This window comes from Paenibacillus campi (genome assembly GCF_034659835.1).
Taxonomy (GTDB): Bacteria; Bacillota; Bacilli; order Paenibacillales; family Paenibacillaceae; genus Saccharibacillus; species Saccharibacillus campi.
Genome location: NZ_JAXSQZ010000009.1, coordinates 140,314 through 157,374 on the forward strand (window position 1 = coordinate 140,314; position 17,061 = coordinate 157,374).

12 protein-coding genes are annotated in these 17,061 nt (G+C 48.2%); 2 read left to right on the top strand and 10 right to left on the bottom strand.

Annotated elements, in window-relative coordinates:
- Positions 1–51 precede the first annotated feature (51 nt).
- The 6 genes from U1I11_RS18670 to U1I11_RS18695 all read right to left on the bottom strand — a co-directional run bounded on the left by U1I11_RS18670 (position 52) and on the right by U1I11_RS18695 (position 9,842).
- Positions 52–1,209, bottom strand: a complete 1,158-nt coding sequence (locus tag U1I11_RS18670) for a hypothetical protein (RefSeq protein WP_322907645.1) — start codon at positions 1,207–1,209, stop codon at positions 52–54.
- Positions 1,206–2,687 (bottom strand): glycosyltransferase family 2 protein, encoded by a 1,482-nt coding sequence (locus U1I11_RS18675; RefSeq protein ID WP_322907646.1) that lies wholly within the window; start codon positions 2,685–2,687, stop codon positions 1,206–1,208. Before U1I11_RS18675 ends, U1I11_RS18670 begins: the two co-directional genes overlap by 4 nt.
- On the bottom strand, positions 2,668–3,786 hold the full coding sequence (locus U1I11_RS18680; RefSeq protein WP_322907647.1) for a HEAT repeat domain-containing protein: 1,119 nt from the start codon (positions 3,784–3,786) through the stop codon (positions 2,668–2,670). The genes U1I11_RS18675 and U1I11_RS18680 overlap by 20 nt, the downstream gene beginning before the upstream one ends.
- Positions 3,783–6,194, bottom strand: a complete 2,412-nt coding sequence (locus tag U1I11_RS18685; protein ID WP_322907648.1) for a response regulator — start codon at positions 6,192–6,194, stop codon at positions 3,783–3,785. The genes U1I11_RS18680 and U1I11_RS18685 overlap by 4 nt, the downstream gene beginning before the upstream one ends.
- A 226-nt stretch (positions 6,195–6,420) precedes the next feature.
- Positions 6,421–9,459: an ATP-binding protein gene (locus U1I11_RS18690; protein ID WP_322907649.1), complete on the bottom strand. Its 3,039-nt coding sequence runs from the start codon at positions 9,457–9,459 to the stop codon at positions 6,421–6,423.
- Positions 9,459–9,842, bottom strand: a complete 384-nt coding sequence (locus U1I11_RS18695) for a response regulator transcription factor (RefSeq protein ID WP_322907650.1) — start codon at positions 9,840–9,842, stop codon at positions 9,459–9,461. Before U1I11_RS18695 ends, U1I11_RS18690 begins: the two co-directional genes overlap by 1 nt.
- Positions 9,843–10,305: 463 nt before the next feature.
- On the opposite strand from U1I11_RS18695, the gene U1I11_RS18700 reads away from it, so the two are divergent.
- Positions 10,306–10,809 carry a CcdC family protein gene (locus tag U1I11_RS18700; protein WP_322907694.1) on the top strand — a complete coding sequence of 168 codons (504 nt, stop codon included), beginning with the start codon at positions 10,306–10,308 and terminating at the stop codon, positions 10,807–10,809.
- 177 nt (positions 10,810–10,986) lie between these two features.
- Here the strand turns inward: U1I11_RS18700 and U1I11_RS18705 are convergent, their stop codons facing one another.
- Positions 10,987–12,003 carry an NADP-dependent oxidoreductase gene (locus U1I11_RS18705; protein ID WP_322907651.1) on the bottom strand — a complete coding sequence of 339 codons (1,017 nt, stop codon included), beginning with the start codon at positions 12,001–12,003 and terminating at the stop codon, positions 10,987–10,989.
- Positions 12,004–13,075: 1,072 nt separating this feature from the next.
- Here U1I11_RS18705 and U1I11_RS18710 point away from each other — a divergent pair.
- Positions 13,076–14,032: an L-lactate dehydrogenase gene (locus U1I11_RS18710; protein ID WP_322907652.1), complete on the top strand. Its 957-nt coding sequence runs from the start codon at positions 13,076–13,078 to the stop codon at positions 14,030–14,032.
- A 488-nt stretch (positions 14,033–14,520) separates the two neighbouring features.
- On the opposite strand, the gene U1I11_RS18715 is transcribed toward U1I11_RS18710, so the two are convergent.
- The 3 genes from U1I11_RS18715 to U1I11_RS18725 are packed head-to-tail and all read right to left on the bottom strand — an operon-like array spanning position 14,521 to position 16,699.
- Positions 14,521–14,967: a universal stress protein gene (locus U1I11_RS18715; protein WP_322907653.1), complete on the bottom strand. Its 447-nt coding sequence runs from the start codon at positions 14,965–14,967 to the stop codon at positions 14,521–14,523.
- Between the two features lie 35 nt (positions 14,968–15,002).
- The gene (locus U1I11_RS18720) at positions 15,003–16,217 is read right to left on the bottom strand and encodes an MFS transporter (RefSeq protein WP_322907654.1); all 1,215 of its coding nucleotides are present in this window, start codon (positions 16,215–16,217) and stop codon (positions 15,003–15,005) included.
- Between the two features lie 35 nt (positions 16,218–16,252).
- The gene (locus U1I11_RS18725) at positions 16,253–16,699 is read right to left on the bottom strand and encodes a MerR family transcriptional regulator (RefSeq protein ID WP_322907655.1); all 447 of its coding nucleotides are present in this window, start codon (positions 16,697–16,699) and stop codon (positions 16,253–16,255) included.
- Positions 16,700–17,061: the final 362 nt, after the last annotated feature.

Consider the following 17,061-nt stretch of genomic DNA (forward strand, 5'->3'; position numbering starts at 1 on the left):
TGCACTTTACGATACAGTACAGGGTTGTTTGTCATTCATTGTTATGCTCATTTAACGCCGCTCCGCAGCAACAGTTTGCGTCAAAATCGCCTTCATCATCGGCACATACAGATGCCAGTAAAACGCATCCTCACTGCCAGGCTGATCGAGCGTGAACCAACGTTTGATCGTCTCCCAGCCTGCATAACGACGCCAAAATGGATATTGATCATGATCGGCATAATCGCCGGCAAAATAATACGATGTATACGTCGCATGCTGCTGCCGAATAACCGCTGGGAACGTATCGCCAATGCCTGCCTCTTGCAGCTTTTGCTTGCCGTCTGCGGTCAAACCAAGATCATAATTCGCCAAAATTTCGGTGCGTGCCGCTGGCTTCATAATGTCAAACCAGTAATTGTAGCGCACCGTTGGATCAGAGCCGAGCAGCGCCTTCCCTTGCGTCGTCAGCACCGTCTGCACGCCCTCCGTTCCGATCTGCTTGCCTTCTTGCAATACGACGACACGTCCATCCTCATTCACCAGCACGACACCCCGCCCGGTATATGGCCAACGATTCGGGTCGCTGCCGTCACCAGTCAGAAATGCTGGCACCTCACCGCCACGCGCCAACTCGCCAAAATAACGCCCTGTCCAGCCCGTCCACTCCACCCCGAGCAGCGGATACATCTGATTGCGCACGCTCGCTGGTGTCGGTGTCGCCAGACTGTTAAACTCCGCGATCAGCGTCTTCACGCCCTGCTCGGTCACACCGGTGCGAATACGCTGCACATCCGACAAATCAAGCCCGCCATACAGCATGCCTTGTGACAGATCGCCATCATCCGTACCGACGCTGCTGCCGTCAGCCGTCTTGCCATATTGTGCCCTTTCAACGCCATACGTATCGGCGACATAGATCATATCGGTATTACGCATATTTTGCGGCAATCCGGTCACTTTGTATTGCTCATTATTTTGCGGGAAAAATCCATAATAATCGGTCGTATAGTCATAACGCTGTCCATCGGCTTTTGTATACTTTTGCTGATTGAGTAGCCAAACTAATCCTTTATGCTCCCGATAGGTCGTATTGGGCACCGTTTTATCGAGGATCGTCACTTGCAGAGGCGTAGCCGGCTTTACTTCCCACCATACCCACGGCGTTAACAGCAGCGCCACAATCAGCAGCGGGATGAGCCAAAATGTCCATGCCTTTCTGCCTTTCATGTGCCACCTCCATCTGCGCGATTATCCGGTTTTTTGGAGTTCATTACACCGCCGCGCGCCATATCGCCCCAGCTATGCTTTTTGCGTGCCGCGATACGAATGAGCCCTTCAAAGCGCCAGAGCGTCATCAACGGGCGATACCAAAACGTTTCCGATAATGCGTACAGAAACAGACGCGTCAAATCACTGACCCGTTTATACCGTTTAAAGCACCATTCTTCAAATAGCACCGCTCCCATCGATAACAACGACCCATACAACAACATGAGCAATGCCAAAATAAGCGTAATACGAATATCGATCGTATCGAGAAACAAGCCGACTAGCACGGTCACGATCCCGAACAATTCCACTACAGGCCCAAGCAGCTCAACGAACAGAAAATACGGCATCGAGATCATGCCGATTTTGCCATAGCGTGGATTAAGCATCATCTTGCGATTTTTCCATAAACTTTCAAACAATCCGCGATGCCAACGTGTACGCTGACGACGCAAAATTTTGGCATGCTCCGGCGCTTCTGTCCAACAAACCGGATCAGGCACATAGACGATGCGGGCTTTGCTGTTCTTTTCTTGAATACGGCGATGCAGGCGTACGACCAGCTCCATATCTTCACCGATCGTATTCACTTCATAACCGCCCACCTCGATTACCCAGCTTTTTTTGAAAATACCGAATGCGCCCGATACGATCAGCAGCAGATTGTAGCGACTTAGCCCGATCCGCCCCATCAGAAACGCGCGCAAATACTCGATCACCTGCATAACGACAAGCGGCTTATGCGACAGCCGCACACTGTCTCGGCTCAAATAGCCGCTATCTACATAACTGCCGTTGGCGATACCGACACTGCCGCCGGTCGCAACGATTTCCTCATCCTGCCCGGCATCCATAATCGGCTTCATCACTTTGATAAACGCATCTTGGTCGAGTACCGTATCGCCATCGAGTGAAGCAAAATACGGATACTGACACACATTGATGCCGACATTTAGCGCATCCGCCTTCCCGCCATTTTCCTTATCGACCAGCACCAGATTACTATGCTGAAGCGAACGGTAGATGCCGCGAATCGGCTTCGTTTCTTTGCCTAATCCTGACCAGCGCACACGACTTTTAATTTCCACCATATCAAATTCATCGATCAGTTGTTGTGCGGTGCGGTCTTTGGAGCCATCATTAACGACGACGATTTCGAACTGCTTGTAGTTAATACCAAGCAATGAACGTACGCTCCATACAATGTTCAATTCTTCGTTATACGCAGGCACGATAATCGATAACGGCGGCGCAAGTTCTTCCTGCAACACTTGTTCATACTGGCTTTCGTTGACATCCTTTTCCCGATTCAGCTTACGTGCCGCAACGAAAAAGAGCACGATATAGACGAGGCTGACGACCACGACATACACCGCAATAATGATATTAATGATTTCAAAAATCGTACCGATCCACTCAAGCCAGGTTGCGTTCATATTGTTTCCTTTCCAGCGTCTCCTCCGCCATCTCGCGTGCATAGCGGTCCGCATGTTCACCGGCAGCTACTTTTCCGAGCAGCTCCAGTCCATTTTTGTAACCGGACAGCGAATCGGCTGCCTGCTGTCGTACTCGATACGAAGAATCGCCTAGCATCTCTAACAAATAGGGCACAAACACATCCTCTTGTATATTGCCCATCACTCTGGCACGCATTAAGCGCTCCGGCCACGAAGATGCAGCGCGTTCAGGGTGATCATGCTCATCTTCCAGCGTCTCCACAAGCTTGTGTGTCGCTTCAGGTGACATATATCCAAAATTGGAAATCGTTTTGAGCGTCCGAATGCGCTGCTCACCGTCCTCGCTGCCTAGCTGACGTTCCAGCAGCGACAGCACAGCCGCAGAACGAATATTGTTAATGCGCAACGCATCGAGCAAACTGTATCGAACACGCTGCGGCAACAAATCAAAGCGCTCAAGCAGCTCGTCGAACAATTGCTGACCGAGCGGCAACATAAGCTGTAACAACTGACTTTCTGATAGCTCATGTTCATTATCACTTAACACAGCCACGATCCGCTCATTGTTCAGCTTGGACAAAATACGCAAAATTTGAAAATATTCCTCATCCGTGCAGCGCGGCGCTTCCATCCAGCCTAGCAGCTCCGGCTCTAACGAGCGAATCCGAAACTGCTCGATCCAGAGCAGCGTATTCATACGTGTACTCCAGCGCCGATGGTGCAGCGTCTTCCGATAATGTGCAGAGAAATAACGTTCGGCAAATTCGTAAATGAGCTTGCGTTCCTCCGGCGTATTGCTGATCGATAACCGATGCTGCAACGCCTCTTGTACCGCTTCCATCCGAAACGGCTCGCGTGTGGACAGACGCCGTGACGCTTCACCGGTCGCCAAATATGCTTCTAACGGCGAATCCGGCTGCTCCAGCTCACGCACCATTTCCTCGACAGCAAGCTGCCGTTTATTGTACATTGCTTTGCGATACGCCAAATACGCATATAGTAAACATAACAGCAACAGCATACACGCGCTTAGCACCATAAACACGAGCAGTGCCTCGTTTGTATCCAGCGTCATCATGCTTTCATCCTCCCTAGCAACCGCCGAATACGCGCCTCCAGTTCCACTACACTGAACGGCTTGGTCAAATAATCATCCGTACCTGCACTGATCGCATCCGCCACTTCACGATCATCGCCTACACCGGTTAACATGAGCACCGTATACCGATTGCGCCGATTGGAGCTGCGCAAACGACGTAGCACTTCCATGCCGTTCATGCGTGGCATCATGCGATCCAATATGAGCAAATATTTGGCATCCTCCCCATGCCACGGATCACTAAAAAATTCCTCGCCATCACTAAAGGCGCGAATATCAAGCTCATGCTCCGCTTGCAATGCCGACAAACGCTTCGTCAGCATATTGCGAATCAGATCATCATCATCGATAATCGCCAGTCTCCAAACGCTAATGTCAACCGGCGGCACAGGCGCTTGCTGAATCTCGACAGTCTGTTGGCTCAGCAACGCCTTTTCATCGCGATCTACCCATTCCAGCCGTCGACCCGAACCGTCCCGCGCGGTCACCTCACGAATCGTATCGGCACGAAATACCGGTGCAGACGGAGCGGCTGTGCCAGCATGCTTACTGTTGCTGGCAGAAACAGGCGGTACTTGGGCAGCGCTTCTACTATCGTCAGCAGCAGCAGGTGGCACTTGAGTAGCACGTCTACTATCGTCAGCAGCAGGTGGCACTTGAGCAGCACTTCTACTATCGTCAGCAGCAGGCAGTACTTGAGCAGCACTTCTACTATCGTCAGCAGCAGGTGGAACCTGAGCAGACGGCGATTGCGACCGCGCTTCTGACTGTACAGGCGCTGAAGACTGTGTAGTCATCGGTTCGGTAACATTATCATCGTCATCATGATCCAACCATGATGAACGAGCGGATTCATGTCTTTTGAGACGGGAAGACAACGATGAGATCAGATCATTCATTTTTTTTAATGACAAATAATCGTGCTCGTCCTGGGCAAATGCCGTAGCCGGTTTAGCCGCTTGCTGGCGCTGCGTAGCTGTCTGTTCCTGTTGCCGAGAGGATTGTGTTTGTGGTGGGACTGGCTTGGCAAACTCGGCGCTGACTGGCGCTGGTGCGGCGACGGATTCAGCTGCACCTGTCTCGTTCAGCTCGGTATGATGCTGTTTGAAATACGTAGCCGCATCCAGCATCATCTCCACCAAGCGCGTCGCCTGTCCGTTTTCCACCGTTCTACGTCGTTCAGGAACGATCATAACCCCTTCGCGACTGCGCTTCGCTTCCGCTACAATGCGCATCATCTGGTCATAACAGACAGCTGCCGTCATACCCGGCTTAAGCTCAAGCACACCAGCCGAAAATGATAAATGGTATCCGTCCAGTCCTGCTTGTTCATCCTGTCCAAGCCGTTCTAACAACTGACGGGCAAAAGAAGAAGCTTCCTTCTCACCAATTCCCGGCTGCAACAAATAAAAACGATCATGCCGATCGCGCGCCCAAATATCTTGCGGACCAAGCGCCTGCTTGACCAGATCGGAGAAATACTTTAACAGCCGATCGCCTTCCGTATAACCAAAACGTTCATTAATATAACGGAAGCTGTCCAGATCGAACAACGTCAATGTCGCCGGTTGTGGTCGTTCCAGCTGCAATTGCAATTGACGAACGAGTTCCTGTGCCAAAAAAGTACTGTTGTACGCCCCGGTCAGCTCATCCATCATTAGCAAACGGTTCAGTTGCAAGCGGCGACACACTTGTCGTTTCACCCGCACCGCAAATTCATTCATATTAAATGGCTTGCCGATAAAATCATCCGCACCTAATTCATATGCGCGAATTCGGGTTGAACGGTTACGATTCGTACTCATAACGATAAACGGAATCAAATACTGCTCACTGCGAGACTGCATTTCTTGTAATATGTCCAAGCCGTTTTGTTTGTCCAACATAATATCGAGTACGACACAATCCGGCTTCATATTGTAAAACAGTTCCATCGCCCGCTCGCCATCCGACGTGGCAAGCACCATATAACCAAGTCGCTCCAAATGCTCTTTAATGACAAGCAGCAGGCTTAGATCATCATCGACAACAAGCACGGTGCCCTTATACGGCGGCAATTCCACTTCTGCTGCTTCAGTCATCTCCGACTGCTCTGCCGTCTGTTCTCCTTCCGGCTCATCCGCAATGTTTAACAACAAAAAAGCGAGCGGTGCCAGCAGTTCACGCGCTTGTGCAGCATTCCATACTTTGGTGCTTTCCGCTTCAACATGTTCCAACAGTTTGGAAGCGGCACGAAACCAATCATCCAGTCCGATTGTGCCTGCCGTACCTTTGGCGGAATGCAGTAATCGATACAATTCCGCTTCACTGCTAGATTGCCCGGATGTGGTCGCAGCTTTGATTTTGTCCTTCATTTGCGTTATAAATAACCGCTGGTATTTGTCCATAACATCCTCCCCGGCTGCCATAGCGGCACATGTGATACAGCCCTGTATAAATAAAATAGATTGTCGATATCGAAATAGCTTAGCCGCTACGCTATAAGCTTGCATGCATCACATTCGATAGTCAGGATGCGATTTCCTTTATTGGGAGATAAAACACTAATCACCACAACAAGCATGATGCTATACGTTCATGTAAAAAGCGAGTACACCGGCTGAATGGACGCGTTCACCTTTTATCGTTAAAGCTGTCGCCTAACAGATCGACCTTGATTACATCGTCGACCAGCTTCAATTCAGCAGCACCGAGACCGCTACGCTGCAACACTTGTTGTACTAACTGTGCATCCTGATCGCCGCTTGGCAAGATCATATCGGTGCGCATGGTTGGGGTTTCCTCACCCATTAGCGATACGCCCAGTTCCAATAAACGCTCAACCGTAAATGGTTTTTGCAAATATTTCTCATCTACCTTTTCGGCAAAATCTTGCGGCTGATCCAGTGCCGACGAGACGATTACCGGTACGTCACGGGTTAACGCATTACTTTTCAAGGCGGTAATAAAATCCCAGCCGCTTTGGGGCCCTTGCAGATGAATGTCCACGATACAGAGCAATGGTGGGCGTTTTACTTGTTGTAAGCCAAGCAGCGCTTCTTCGGCATTGTTCAGCGTCAAAATTTCATATTGCTGCTCCTCAAAAGTAGCGGCAATCAGGCGGGACAGATTCTCCTCGTCTTCAATCACGACAATATGATTGTCCAGCACAGGCACATTCAGCTTGGGCAGTCGTACCGTAAATATACTGCCTGCACCAAGCGTAGACTCAAATGTAATCTCGCCGCCAAGATCGTTCAAAATTTCGCGTACGATCGCCAACCCAAGACCGGTACCACCAATCTGGCGGCGATCGGAATTGTCGACCCGATAAAACTTGCTGAACATTTTATCTTTCGCTTCGTCCGGAATGCCCAATCCGTAATCTTGCACCTCAATGAGCCAATGATTCCCTTGCTCACGCAGTCGTACATCGACCCGTTCTTTGCCTGGCGAATATTTGATCGCATTGCTGATCAGATTGTGCATCACCTGGGTAATACGGTCTTGGTCAGCACGCACCAATGCCGTCCGTTCCGGCAACTCTGTATACACATGATGCTCCTGCTTGCCATCCCATTGTACCGCTACATCACCAATGATCGTGCGCAGATCAAACGGAACGAGCGTATATGTCTGCTTGCCCGACTCCATCCGCTGCAAATCAAGAAAATCGTTAATCAAGTTAGACAGACGATTCGCTTCACGATGGATCGTTTCCATATAGCGCTTCGCCTTCTCCGGCTTGACCTCACGGTTCAGCAAAATCTCAACAAAACCGAGAATGCTCGCCAGCGGCGTCCGCAATTCATGCGATACGATGCTGACAAACTCATTTTTCAGCTGGTTTGCCTGTTCTTCTTCGGTACGATCACGCAGCACGAGCAGATGGTATTGTTGTAAATCAGCGCCGGTAATTACATTGATATACATTTCCATATGATGAATACTACCGTCACGCGCACGCAGACTGAACTGTGTTTTCCAATTGTTCAGATGTTGCTTAATCGCATGCAACACCTGCTCGCTTAGCTTGTAGCTGCCCATATGTTGCTGATCGAGAAACGCATTCAAACTATCGATCGAAGCACCGGTTTTTAAATCCGGCAATACCGCACTCACCTGTGCATTGCAAAACGAAATGATCCCGTTATGATCGCACAGCACCAAACCTTCATGCAGTGAATCGATAATTTCCTGTACCGTATCCCGCTGCTGCTTGATCATCAACTTTTCCGTTTCCAGCTCGGCATTCAATTCTTCCAAGCGTATGCTCTGCTTGCGGCGAGCTTCTCCAGCAAGCTGCGCCTGATATGCCAGTCCGAATTGATTAATTAAGCCTTCGGTCAACATACGGTCTTTAATATTAACCGCCAGACTGCCATACGTCGTAAACAGCAAATACCCGATCGCCTGCATATGTTCATCAAACAGCGGATAATAATGATCATCTGCACGCTCATATCCTTGATGCAGACCAACTTCTTCACCGCTCAGTGAGCGACTGCGCACGACCGGTCGGCGCTCCTCTATCACTTCCAGCGCCGGGCCATACAATTGTTCCACACGGCGCTCGGTATCATGCTGTGGCCAACCGACCGCATACACCATCCGAAATGGACGGGCTGACTCGCTCTGATCGCGCACGACGAGCATCACTGCATCATGATGGGTAGCCTGCATTAACGCACGCAAACTATGTTCCAAAAAATCCCCCATACTGCTAAACCCGGTCAACTTCTCCTGATACGAATTGATCAACTGCAACTGTGTTTCACGCTCGGTTAACTTTTCCAAAATGACCGCTTGTTCATGTTGTTGCGCCAAAATTTCTTCATTTTGCGCTTCCATCTCGTCATTTTGCTGCTCCAATTGTTGCAAACTATGCTCATGCTGTTGATCGCGTTCACACAATTGATCGGACATATGATTGATGCCGTTAATCAAGCTAGAAATCTCGTCCGCCGAACGGCTTTGTTCCACCTGTAAATATTCGCCATTGCTAATCCGGCGTACCGCCGATTCCAGACGGGTAACAGGTTCAATCATCGATTTACGCAAATAGCGCACAAGCAGTAGCGCCGCAATCAGACCGAGCATGATAAACACAATCGGAATAAACAGCACGATCGAATTCAGCTGCTGACTTTGCGTCATTAACCGATTCACTTCCGCGCGTTCCTTGCTGATCAACTCATCTAGTCCGGCATTGACCGAGCGTACGAGCGGCGTCGTAATCGTACGTGACGTACGCTCAATCTCAGCTTGCTGTCCTTGCTTTTTATAGCCTTCAATTAGCGGAAAATAACTAAAATAGGCTCGGCTTTGCTCATCCAGCTCAGTAATCGCATCTTTATTGTCGGTGCGATTGGCAGAATCAAGCCGATATTGCTCCAACTCCTGCAAAAAGCGATCTCGATCCGCATCTGCCTGCACCCGAAAATTAGCAGCATCAAAAGCAAGATAGGCTCGAAAATTCGATACTGCCGAACGATACGATTCCTCGATCGTCTGCAATCGATTTTGCTGGTTCAGGTGGTTATTAATGCCGGTATTAATAGCGGTAACTTGTTGCTTAAACACCCATTCGACCGCGAAAATAATCAACCCAAAAATCAAAAAGGCAATGATCGTCCAGCGGGTCACACGCCGAGCAAGACCGCCAGTTTGCATCAGGCGCCCTCCCCTGCCAGCAACTCCTCTGCGGCATCGATCAGCGCGAGCGGGCTAAATGGCTTGGACATAAACAATGTCACACCCGCCTGTTGCGCTCGCAAACGATCCTGCTCCTGCGCCTTCGCAGTCAGCAAAATGACCGGCTTGTCCGCATTGGCATTGCCGCTGGCACGCAGCCATTCGCATACTTCGATGCCTGTCGCTTCCGGCATCATATAATCAAGCACAATCAGATCGTATTCCGCTGCAGCGAGACGATCTTTGGCAAGCTGTCCATCCTCCGCTTCGGTCATGTCGTATCCTTCATCCTCAAGCGTTTCCATAAGCAAAAAGCGCAGCGCTGGTTCATCCTCAGCAATCAAAATTTTCTTATCCGTCATTCCTTCCGCCTCCGCATCCGTCAGTTTTCGGTCGCTTTGTGCCACATATCGGCGGATCATCGGAATGATCCGTCATCCATGTCTATACGACAATTCCGCAAACTTCGTACTTTTCACATCATATTGAAATCGTTTAAAACAATAACTATTGTATATTACCACAATCATCCATCCCATGAATAAACTTAAACTGTACCCATATATTACACATCTGGACGAATAACTTCTTACTATTCATTATATTCATATTTATATGGATTTTTAACCGCGAATGTCATCTCTTATTCGCGTTTCACACATAAATGGATGACAATTGGCGTTGTTATACGTTCGCGATACGAGCAAACGTTTTGCAAAATATATAAATTTTAAGCTTGCTGCACGATGCGCAAAACAATGAATATGGTATACTACCTACATATGGAGTTGAATTTACATGATGGAGAGGGGTTTTACGACAATTATGCTACAATTCAGTCCCTCCTTTTTACAAATAGGTTCGACCGTCGGACTGCTCGTGATCGCTTTGACGGCGATTTTGGTGCGCTCACGTACGAATCATAGACCTGTAAACGCCAAAAAGATTTTGATTCCGCCACTCGGTATGAGCACCGGTTTTTTTATGTTTGTCGTGCCGGATTTTCGCGTATCGTGGTTATGGGTAGTCGGGGCATTTTTGATCGGGTGGTTTATTTTCTCGTATCCGCTCATTCGCGGTACACGTTTTGAGCATAATGGCACCGATGTGGTCGTTCAGCGCTCGAAAAGCTTTTTGTTCATTTTGCTTGGGCTGCTGCTTATTCGTCTGCTGTTGCACCGCTTTATCGAGCATTACATTACGATTCCGCAGACGGCAGGTGTGTTTTTTATTCTTGCTTTTGGTACGCTGCTACACTGGCGCCTCGATATGTATCGTAAATACCGCGCCATTCGCGAACAGGTTGAATCCGGTCGCTCGGTTGGATAAGCTTAGTTCGGCAGTTGATGATGCGTCGATATACTATACAACAAAAAAGCTAAAGCTCAGTTCCGATTTGTAACATGGCTACTGTACATTAACAGCGTCTTTACAGGCATCGGTGAATTGACTTTAGCTTTTTGTTTTTTGATTGTCAGCACAGTATTAGTATAGGTTTAACTTCTCTCATTCCTCAGCTACACGCACAAGCTGCTTACCGAGATTTTCGCCGCTGAACAATCCGATAAATGCTTCTGGAATGTGGTCGAAACCGTCGATAATATTTTCACGATATTTCAAACGACCTTCGCGTACCCATTGTCCCAGTTCATGCAATCCTTCCTCTTGTTCGGCAGCATAGTCGCCTACGAGAAATCCTTTGAGCAAAACGGTGCGTGTGAGCAGCATCGGCAAAATGCGTGGCCCAAGCTCTGGTTGCTCTTGATTGTAAAGCGAAATCTGCCCGCACAGCGGAATGCGTGCATTGCGATTAAGCAGCGGAATGACCGCATCGGTAATGTCACCGCCTACATTGTCAAAATACACATCAATTCCGTCCGGGCAAGCACGCTCAAGCGCCTGTGCCAGTGGCTGATCGGTTTTGTAATTGATCACTTCGTCAAAGCCGAGTTCTTCTTTAAGATAGCGATTTTTCTCATCCGAGCCGGAGATACCGACGACACGGGCGCCTTTGATTTTACCGATCTGACCGACGACCATGCCAACCGCACCGCCAGCACCGGATACGACTAGCGTTTCGCCTGGCTGTGGATTGCCGATGCGCAATGTGCCAAAGTAAGCGGTCAGTCCGGTCATGCCTAACACACCGAGTGCGGTAGTGATCGGTGCCAGTTCAGGATCAATGCGACGGCAGCTTTTGCCATCGATAATGCCATACCGTTGCCAGCCCCAGCCGCCAACGACGATATCGCCCTCGGCAAATCCTTGCGCACGGCTATGCAGCACACGTCCGATCGAGCCACCCGTAATCGGCTCACCGATTGCATACGGTGCCGCATACGATTTGGCGTCTTTCATCCGTCCGCGCATATACGGATCGACCGACACATACAACGTTTTAACGAGCAATTGCCCGTCGTCCGGCATATTCAGTTCTTCCTTTTTCACTGTAAAATGTTCCAACGCAGGTGTCCCCTCCGGACGACTTGCCAGCGCGAAATATTCATTAAATTGTTCTGCCATTGTGCATTCCTCCTTAGCTATAATTGCTGTTATTCATTTCTTCATAGTACCTTAACCCGCTTACATTCAGTGTCTGACTGACTACCTCTTACGAAACATACACTGGAATCGTAGCTTGAGCACATCGCTGCTATACAATAGCAAACTGCTTAATTTAACGCGGTCAAACTACTGTAAGCTGTCTCACGTAAACATCGTGTTTGAACGTACCTTAATCGATTCATCAACAAGCGATCGTTAGATCGACACACTGTAAAGGTACTTAACACAAGCTACTAGTAGTCTGTCTCAAATAGAAATTGTGTTTGAACGTACCTTAACCTATTCATCAGCAAGCAATGGTTAGATCGATAAACTGTAAATGTATTGGATACAAGCTACTACTACTCTGACCGAGATTAATTTAAGTGTGGAAGCTGGAACAAGCTATTATTTATCAGGATTCCAGTGCATGGTCAAAATTAACATTGAACTTGGTCAAGGTACTAGTGACTTGTCTCAAGAAGATGTAAGGTTTCGTCCATCTGAACTCTGCTTGAACCGTGCAGCATTCAGACGAACGCAATCCCTGAATAAATTTGAGACAAGCTACTAGTCAAGCGATCAGGGAATATATCTATCCCCTATGAGCGCGCGACCATGTAATAACTCCAGCCCACTTTATTATTTACCCCAATCTGCCTATTTATGACATCCTGCTGGCAAACTGACTTTGAAGTATGCTCACGATCGTTGCTATTAGCGATAATACTGCTGCTAGTAGCATCGCTTATACATATGTTATCCACTATAACTATCCTGTGTGATCTATGTGCTGCTTACTTATATAGGTTATTTTGCTACGTAAAAACCTTTAAAGCTTCACATACAGTTATTCATAGCAAAAGAGTTAACTTACATGACATATTTAACAGTTACACAGTGCTAAAAAGCATGTATAATGGCAAGTGTGGAAAGTATTTTAACATCGCTTCATTTGTCGTATCGTGGAGTTATCGATCCGATTACCGGCTGGCTGCTGCCTGAATGCCAACGGGTAACGTGAAATTTATAAAGAGTGGAGGCTGTGCATTTGGGCAGAAAGAACAGAAAAGTAGCCATTGTTGGGGTTGGAATGGTCGGTGCAGGTTGCGCTTATTCCATGATCAACCAGTCGATCGCTGACGAAATTATGATGGTAGGGCGTACGCATGAGAAAGCGGTCGCACAGGCGCTTGACCTGTCACACTGTATGGACTTTACCTCACATCGTACTAAAGTGTATGCAGGTGCACTTGCCGATTGCGGTGATATGGATATCGTTATCATTACCGCAGGCGCTAATCCGAAGCCAGGACAAAACCGGATGACGATTTTGCATGAAGCGGCTGCCATTACACAGGAAATTATCGATCCGATTATGGCAAGCGGATTTGATGGCATCTTGATTATTGCCGCCAATCCGGTCGATGTCGTTACGTATCTGGCATGGCAATTTTCCGGGCTACCACGTGAACGCGTGATCGGCACCGGCACATCGATCGATTCCTCCCGTCTAAAAACGATTTTGTCGGACATTTTCTCCATCGACCCACGCAGCGTACACGGCTATGTACTAGGCGAACATGGCGAATCCCAATTTGTCGCTTGGTCGCACGTAACGATCGGCGGTAAGCCGTTGCTGCATATTTTGGAACAGCATGCCGAGCGCTTCCCTGAACTAAGCATGGACGATGTCGCACTCAAAACGCGTGATGCAGGCTGGGAAATTTTCCTGCGCAAAGGGCATACACAGTTTGGGATCGGCAACGCACTCGCTCATATCGCTCGCTCCATCTTGTACGATGAACATCGGATTATCGCAGTCTCTGCCATTTTGGACGGCGAATATGGACAAAAGGACGTATGTACCGGCGTACCGGCTATCATTAGCGGCGATGGCATTCAGGAACTGATCGAATTGCGGCTAGACGAAGACGAACAACGCCAGCTAGAGCATTCTTGCAATGTAATACGCAGTGCGATCGAACAAGTGCAAGTTACAGTGTGAGCTGACATGATAGTGACAAATTCACTTGCGAAAGCCAGTGGCAGTAAAAATTGTCATTTCGTTGTAGCAAAATTTATAATCCAGCTTGTTTAAGGTAATCGAGCACCGTATAAGCATGTCGGAACGCGTAGTTTTATGCATTTTGGACACGGCATTTTATAGGTTTTATCTATAAACTTATAGGCTAATACAAATAGATACGCAATGGTCACTACCTAATAAACGACAACAAAGCCAGCAATAGCCGCTTATCCTCCGCCGGATTCAAGCTGCTACTGCTGGCTAATTTTTAGTTGTACGCCTATAACAAACATCCATGCCAGCTGAACCGAGTACAATCGAACTAAGCATTGTGCAATTGCCTCTCTGTACATACGTATGAGCAACGATACGCTAACAGCTATGCTCGCTTATCTATTCATGCTTGTTTGCTAATTGAAACGATACAAAAATTACGATTCAAATGCACATCCATACCGAACGTATTTTCACTTCACCGTTAGCACTGGGCAATGCGCATGTTGAATCACTTTATGGCTCACACTGCCAAGAAACAACTCTGACATCGTGCTCATGCCACGCGTCCCGATCACGATTAGATCGCTCCTGTGCTCGTTTGCTATATCACAAATGACCGTTGCCGGATCACCGGTATGATAACGCACATCGTACGCCACCCCGGTTGTATCCAGATACTGACGATAAGGCTCTGTTACCTCGCGCCCTTCCTCATCCAAACGTTGACCGATGTCCACGCCAAGCGGCGGCTCGGCAACCATCATCGTCGGATTTACATGCAGCACAGTCAAATGCGGTGCTATGTGCATGGCTTGCGCCAATGTTACCGCATGCTCCAAGGCACGCTGTGCATGTTCAGAACCGTCCACAGCGATAAGTATCCGCTCATATGCTAAATTTCCGTGTACTTCTGACATGAACTCGTCCTCCATTCATTCGTTTGTATACATTATTAATGTCCATGCGATACATCGATGCTTGCCAGATGGCGCCGACGGACAGCCAGTACAATGACAGCGATCAATACCATTAAGCCGCCAAAATAAAACGGTGTTGCCGAGTTGTACCATTCCGCCAGCTTCCCTGCCAAAAACGGCGATACTGCACCACCGAGGAAACGAACAAAGCTGTATGCCGCCGATGCGACCGAACGTTCCACCGGAGCCGATTCCATCACCGCAGTCGTAATTAGCGTATTGTTAATACCGAGGAAAATACCGGCGACGATTACACCGACAATAACGAGTACTGGCGAACCGAGCGCCGCACCGAGACCCATAAACACAAGATCAAGTGCAAATAGCGTCAACATCACACCCATTGAGCCGGCGAGATTAAAGCGCGCTTGCAGCTTTGGTGCTACGAATACCGACGTAATCGCTAGCAAAATACCCCAACCGAAAAATACATAACCAAGACCGTGCTCATCCAAACCCATCACATACGGCGAATACGCCATTAACGTAAAGAAGCCAAAGTTATACAGAAAGGCAACAATCGCCAATGTTTTGAGCGCCGGGAATTTTAATGCTTTAAACGGATCAGATAGCGAACTGCGTGTTTTCGGCTTCGGAATTTTAGGTAGCATTACCAAAATAAATACAAATCCGATCAACATCAATACACTCACACCGAAGAACGGGCCACGCCAAGAGATCGAACCGAGTTCACCACCGAGCAGCGGGCCAACCGAAATACCGAGACCGAGTGCTGCTTCATACAAAATAATCGCTTTAGCTGTACCCGAAGTGGACAGACCGACAATCGCGGACAATGCGGTCGCAATAAAGAGCGCATTGCCAAGCCCCCAGCCACCACGGAAACCGACGATTTGAGCGATCGTATCAGACATCCCGCCCAATGCTGAGAAAATAACGATTAACACAACGCCGCTCAGCAGCGTCCATTTGACCCCAATCCGGCTAGACACAAAGCCGGTGATTAGCATCGCCAGACCGGTTACCAGATTGTAGCTAGTAAACAATAGCGATACTTGACTCGGCGTTGCATTAAGCTGTTTCGCAATCGCCGGCAAAATCGGGTCAACTAGACCAAGACCCATAAATGAAATCACACAGGCAAAAGCAACCGCCCACACCGCTTTCGGCTGTGACAGCAACCCGCCCTGATGAGGTAACTCTTTAATTGAAGCTGTTTTCGTACTCATAATCGTATGGTCCTCCTCGTATTGTTTGCTTACTGTTATAGTTCTCTATGCGCTGCTGCTTCACGCCCCAGCCTCTCCATACCGTCACGTACTTGCTGACGCAGCTGCTCTGCTTCTGCTTTGAAGCTATAAATGGTGCGAATTTTGCTTTCCATCATATCAAGTTGTTTGCCCAGCGTATTATCGATCTGTTCCAGTTGCTGCCTGCGTTCTTCCAGATCGGTAATATTCCGATAGCGTTCGCGCTGTCCTTTGAGCACTTCGACGATTTCGATATAGCCGTGCAGCTCCTGTAACGAAAAGCCAAGCACATCGCGTGCACTAATAATCTTTTTGAGCCGATCGATATCGTGTTGTGTGTACAAGCGGGTATTGCCCTCACTGCGTTGTGGGGACAGCAGACCAATCTCCTCATAGTACCGAATCGTTCGTTTGGTCAGATTGCATGCACTGGCAACTTCATCGATTTTGTACAATGTCATGGTCTCACTCCATTCTTTATTTAAATAATTACATATCTTATATGAATATATTACAACTATTTAACGTTAACGTCAACGTTATACTAATAGTTTTTCATATTTTTGTAGGTTTTCAGAAAAAAATCACTTGCTCGTGCATTAATTTGTTAGATTTAGCAGACTGATATGGGTTGCTGCAACTGTACTTACAGACTCAAACAAGAATGTAAACTACAGCACAAAATATAATTAGGAGCTGGAGCGAGAGCTAAAAAATAAAATTGGGGTGAGGGCGGAAGGAGAGAAATGGAGATTACATACACAAAAGAGCTGCAAAACCCGAATTCGTGCCAGGTTTGCAGCTCTTTTGTAGTTAGATTAGA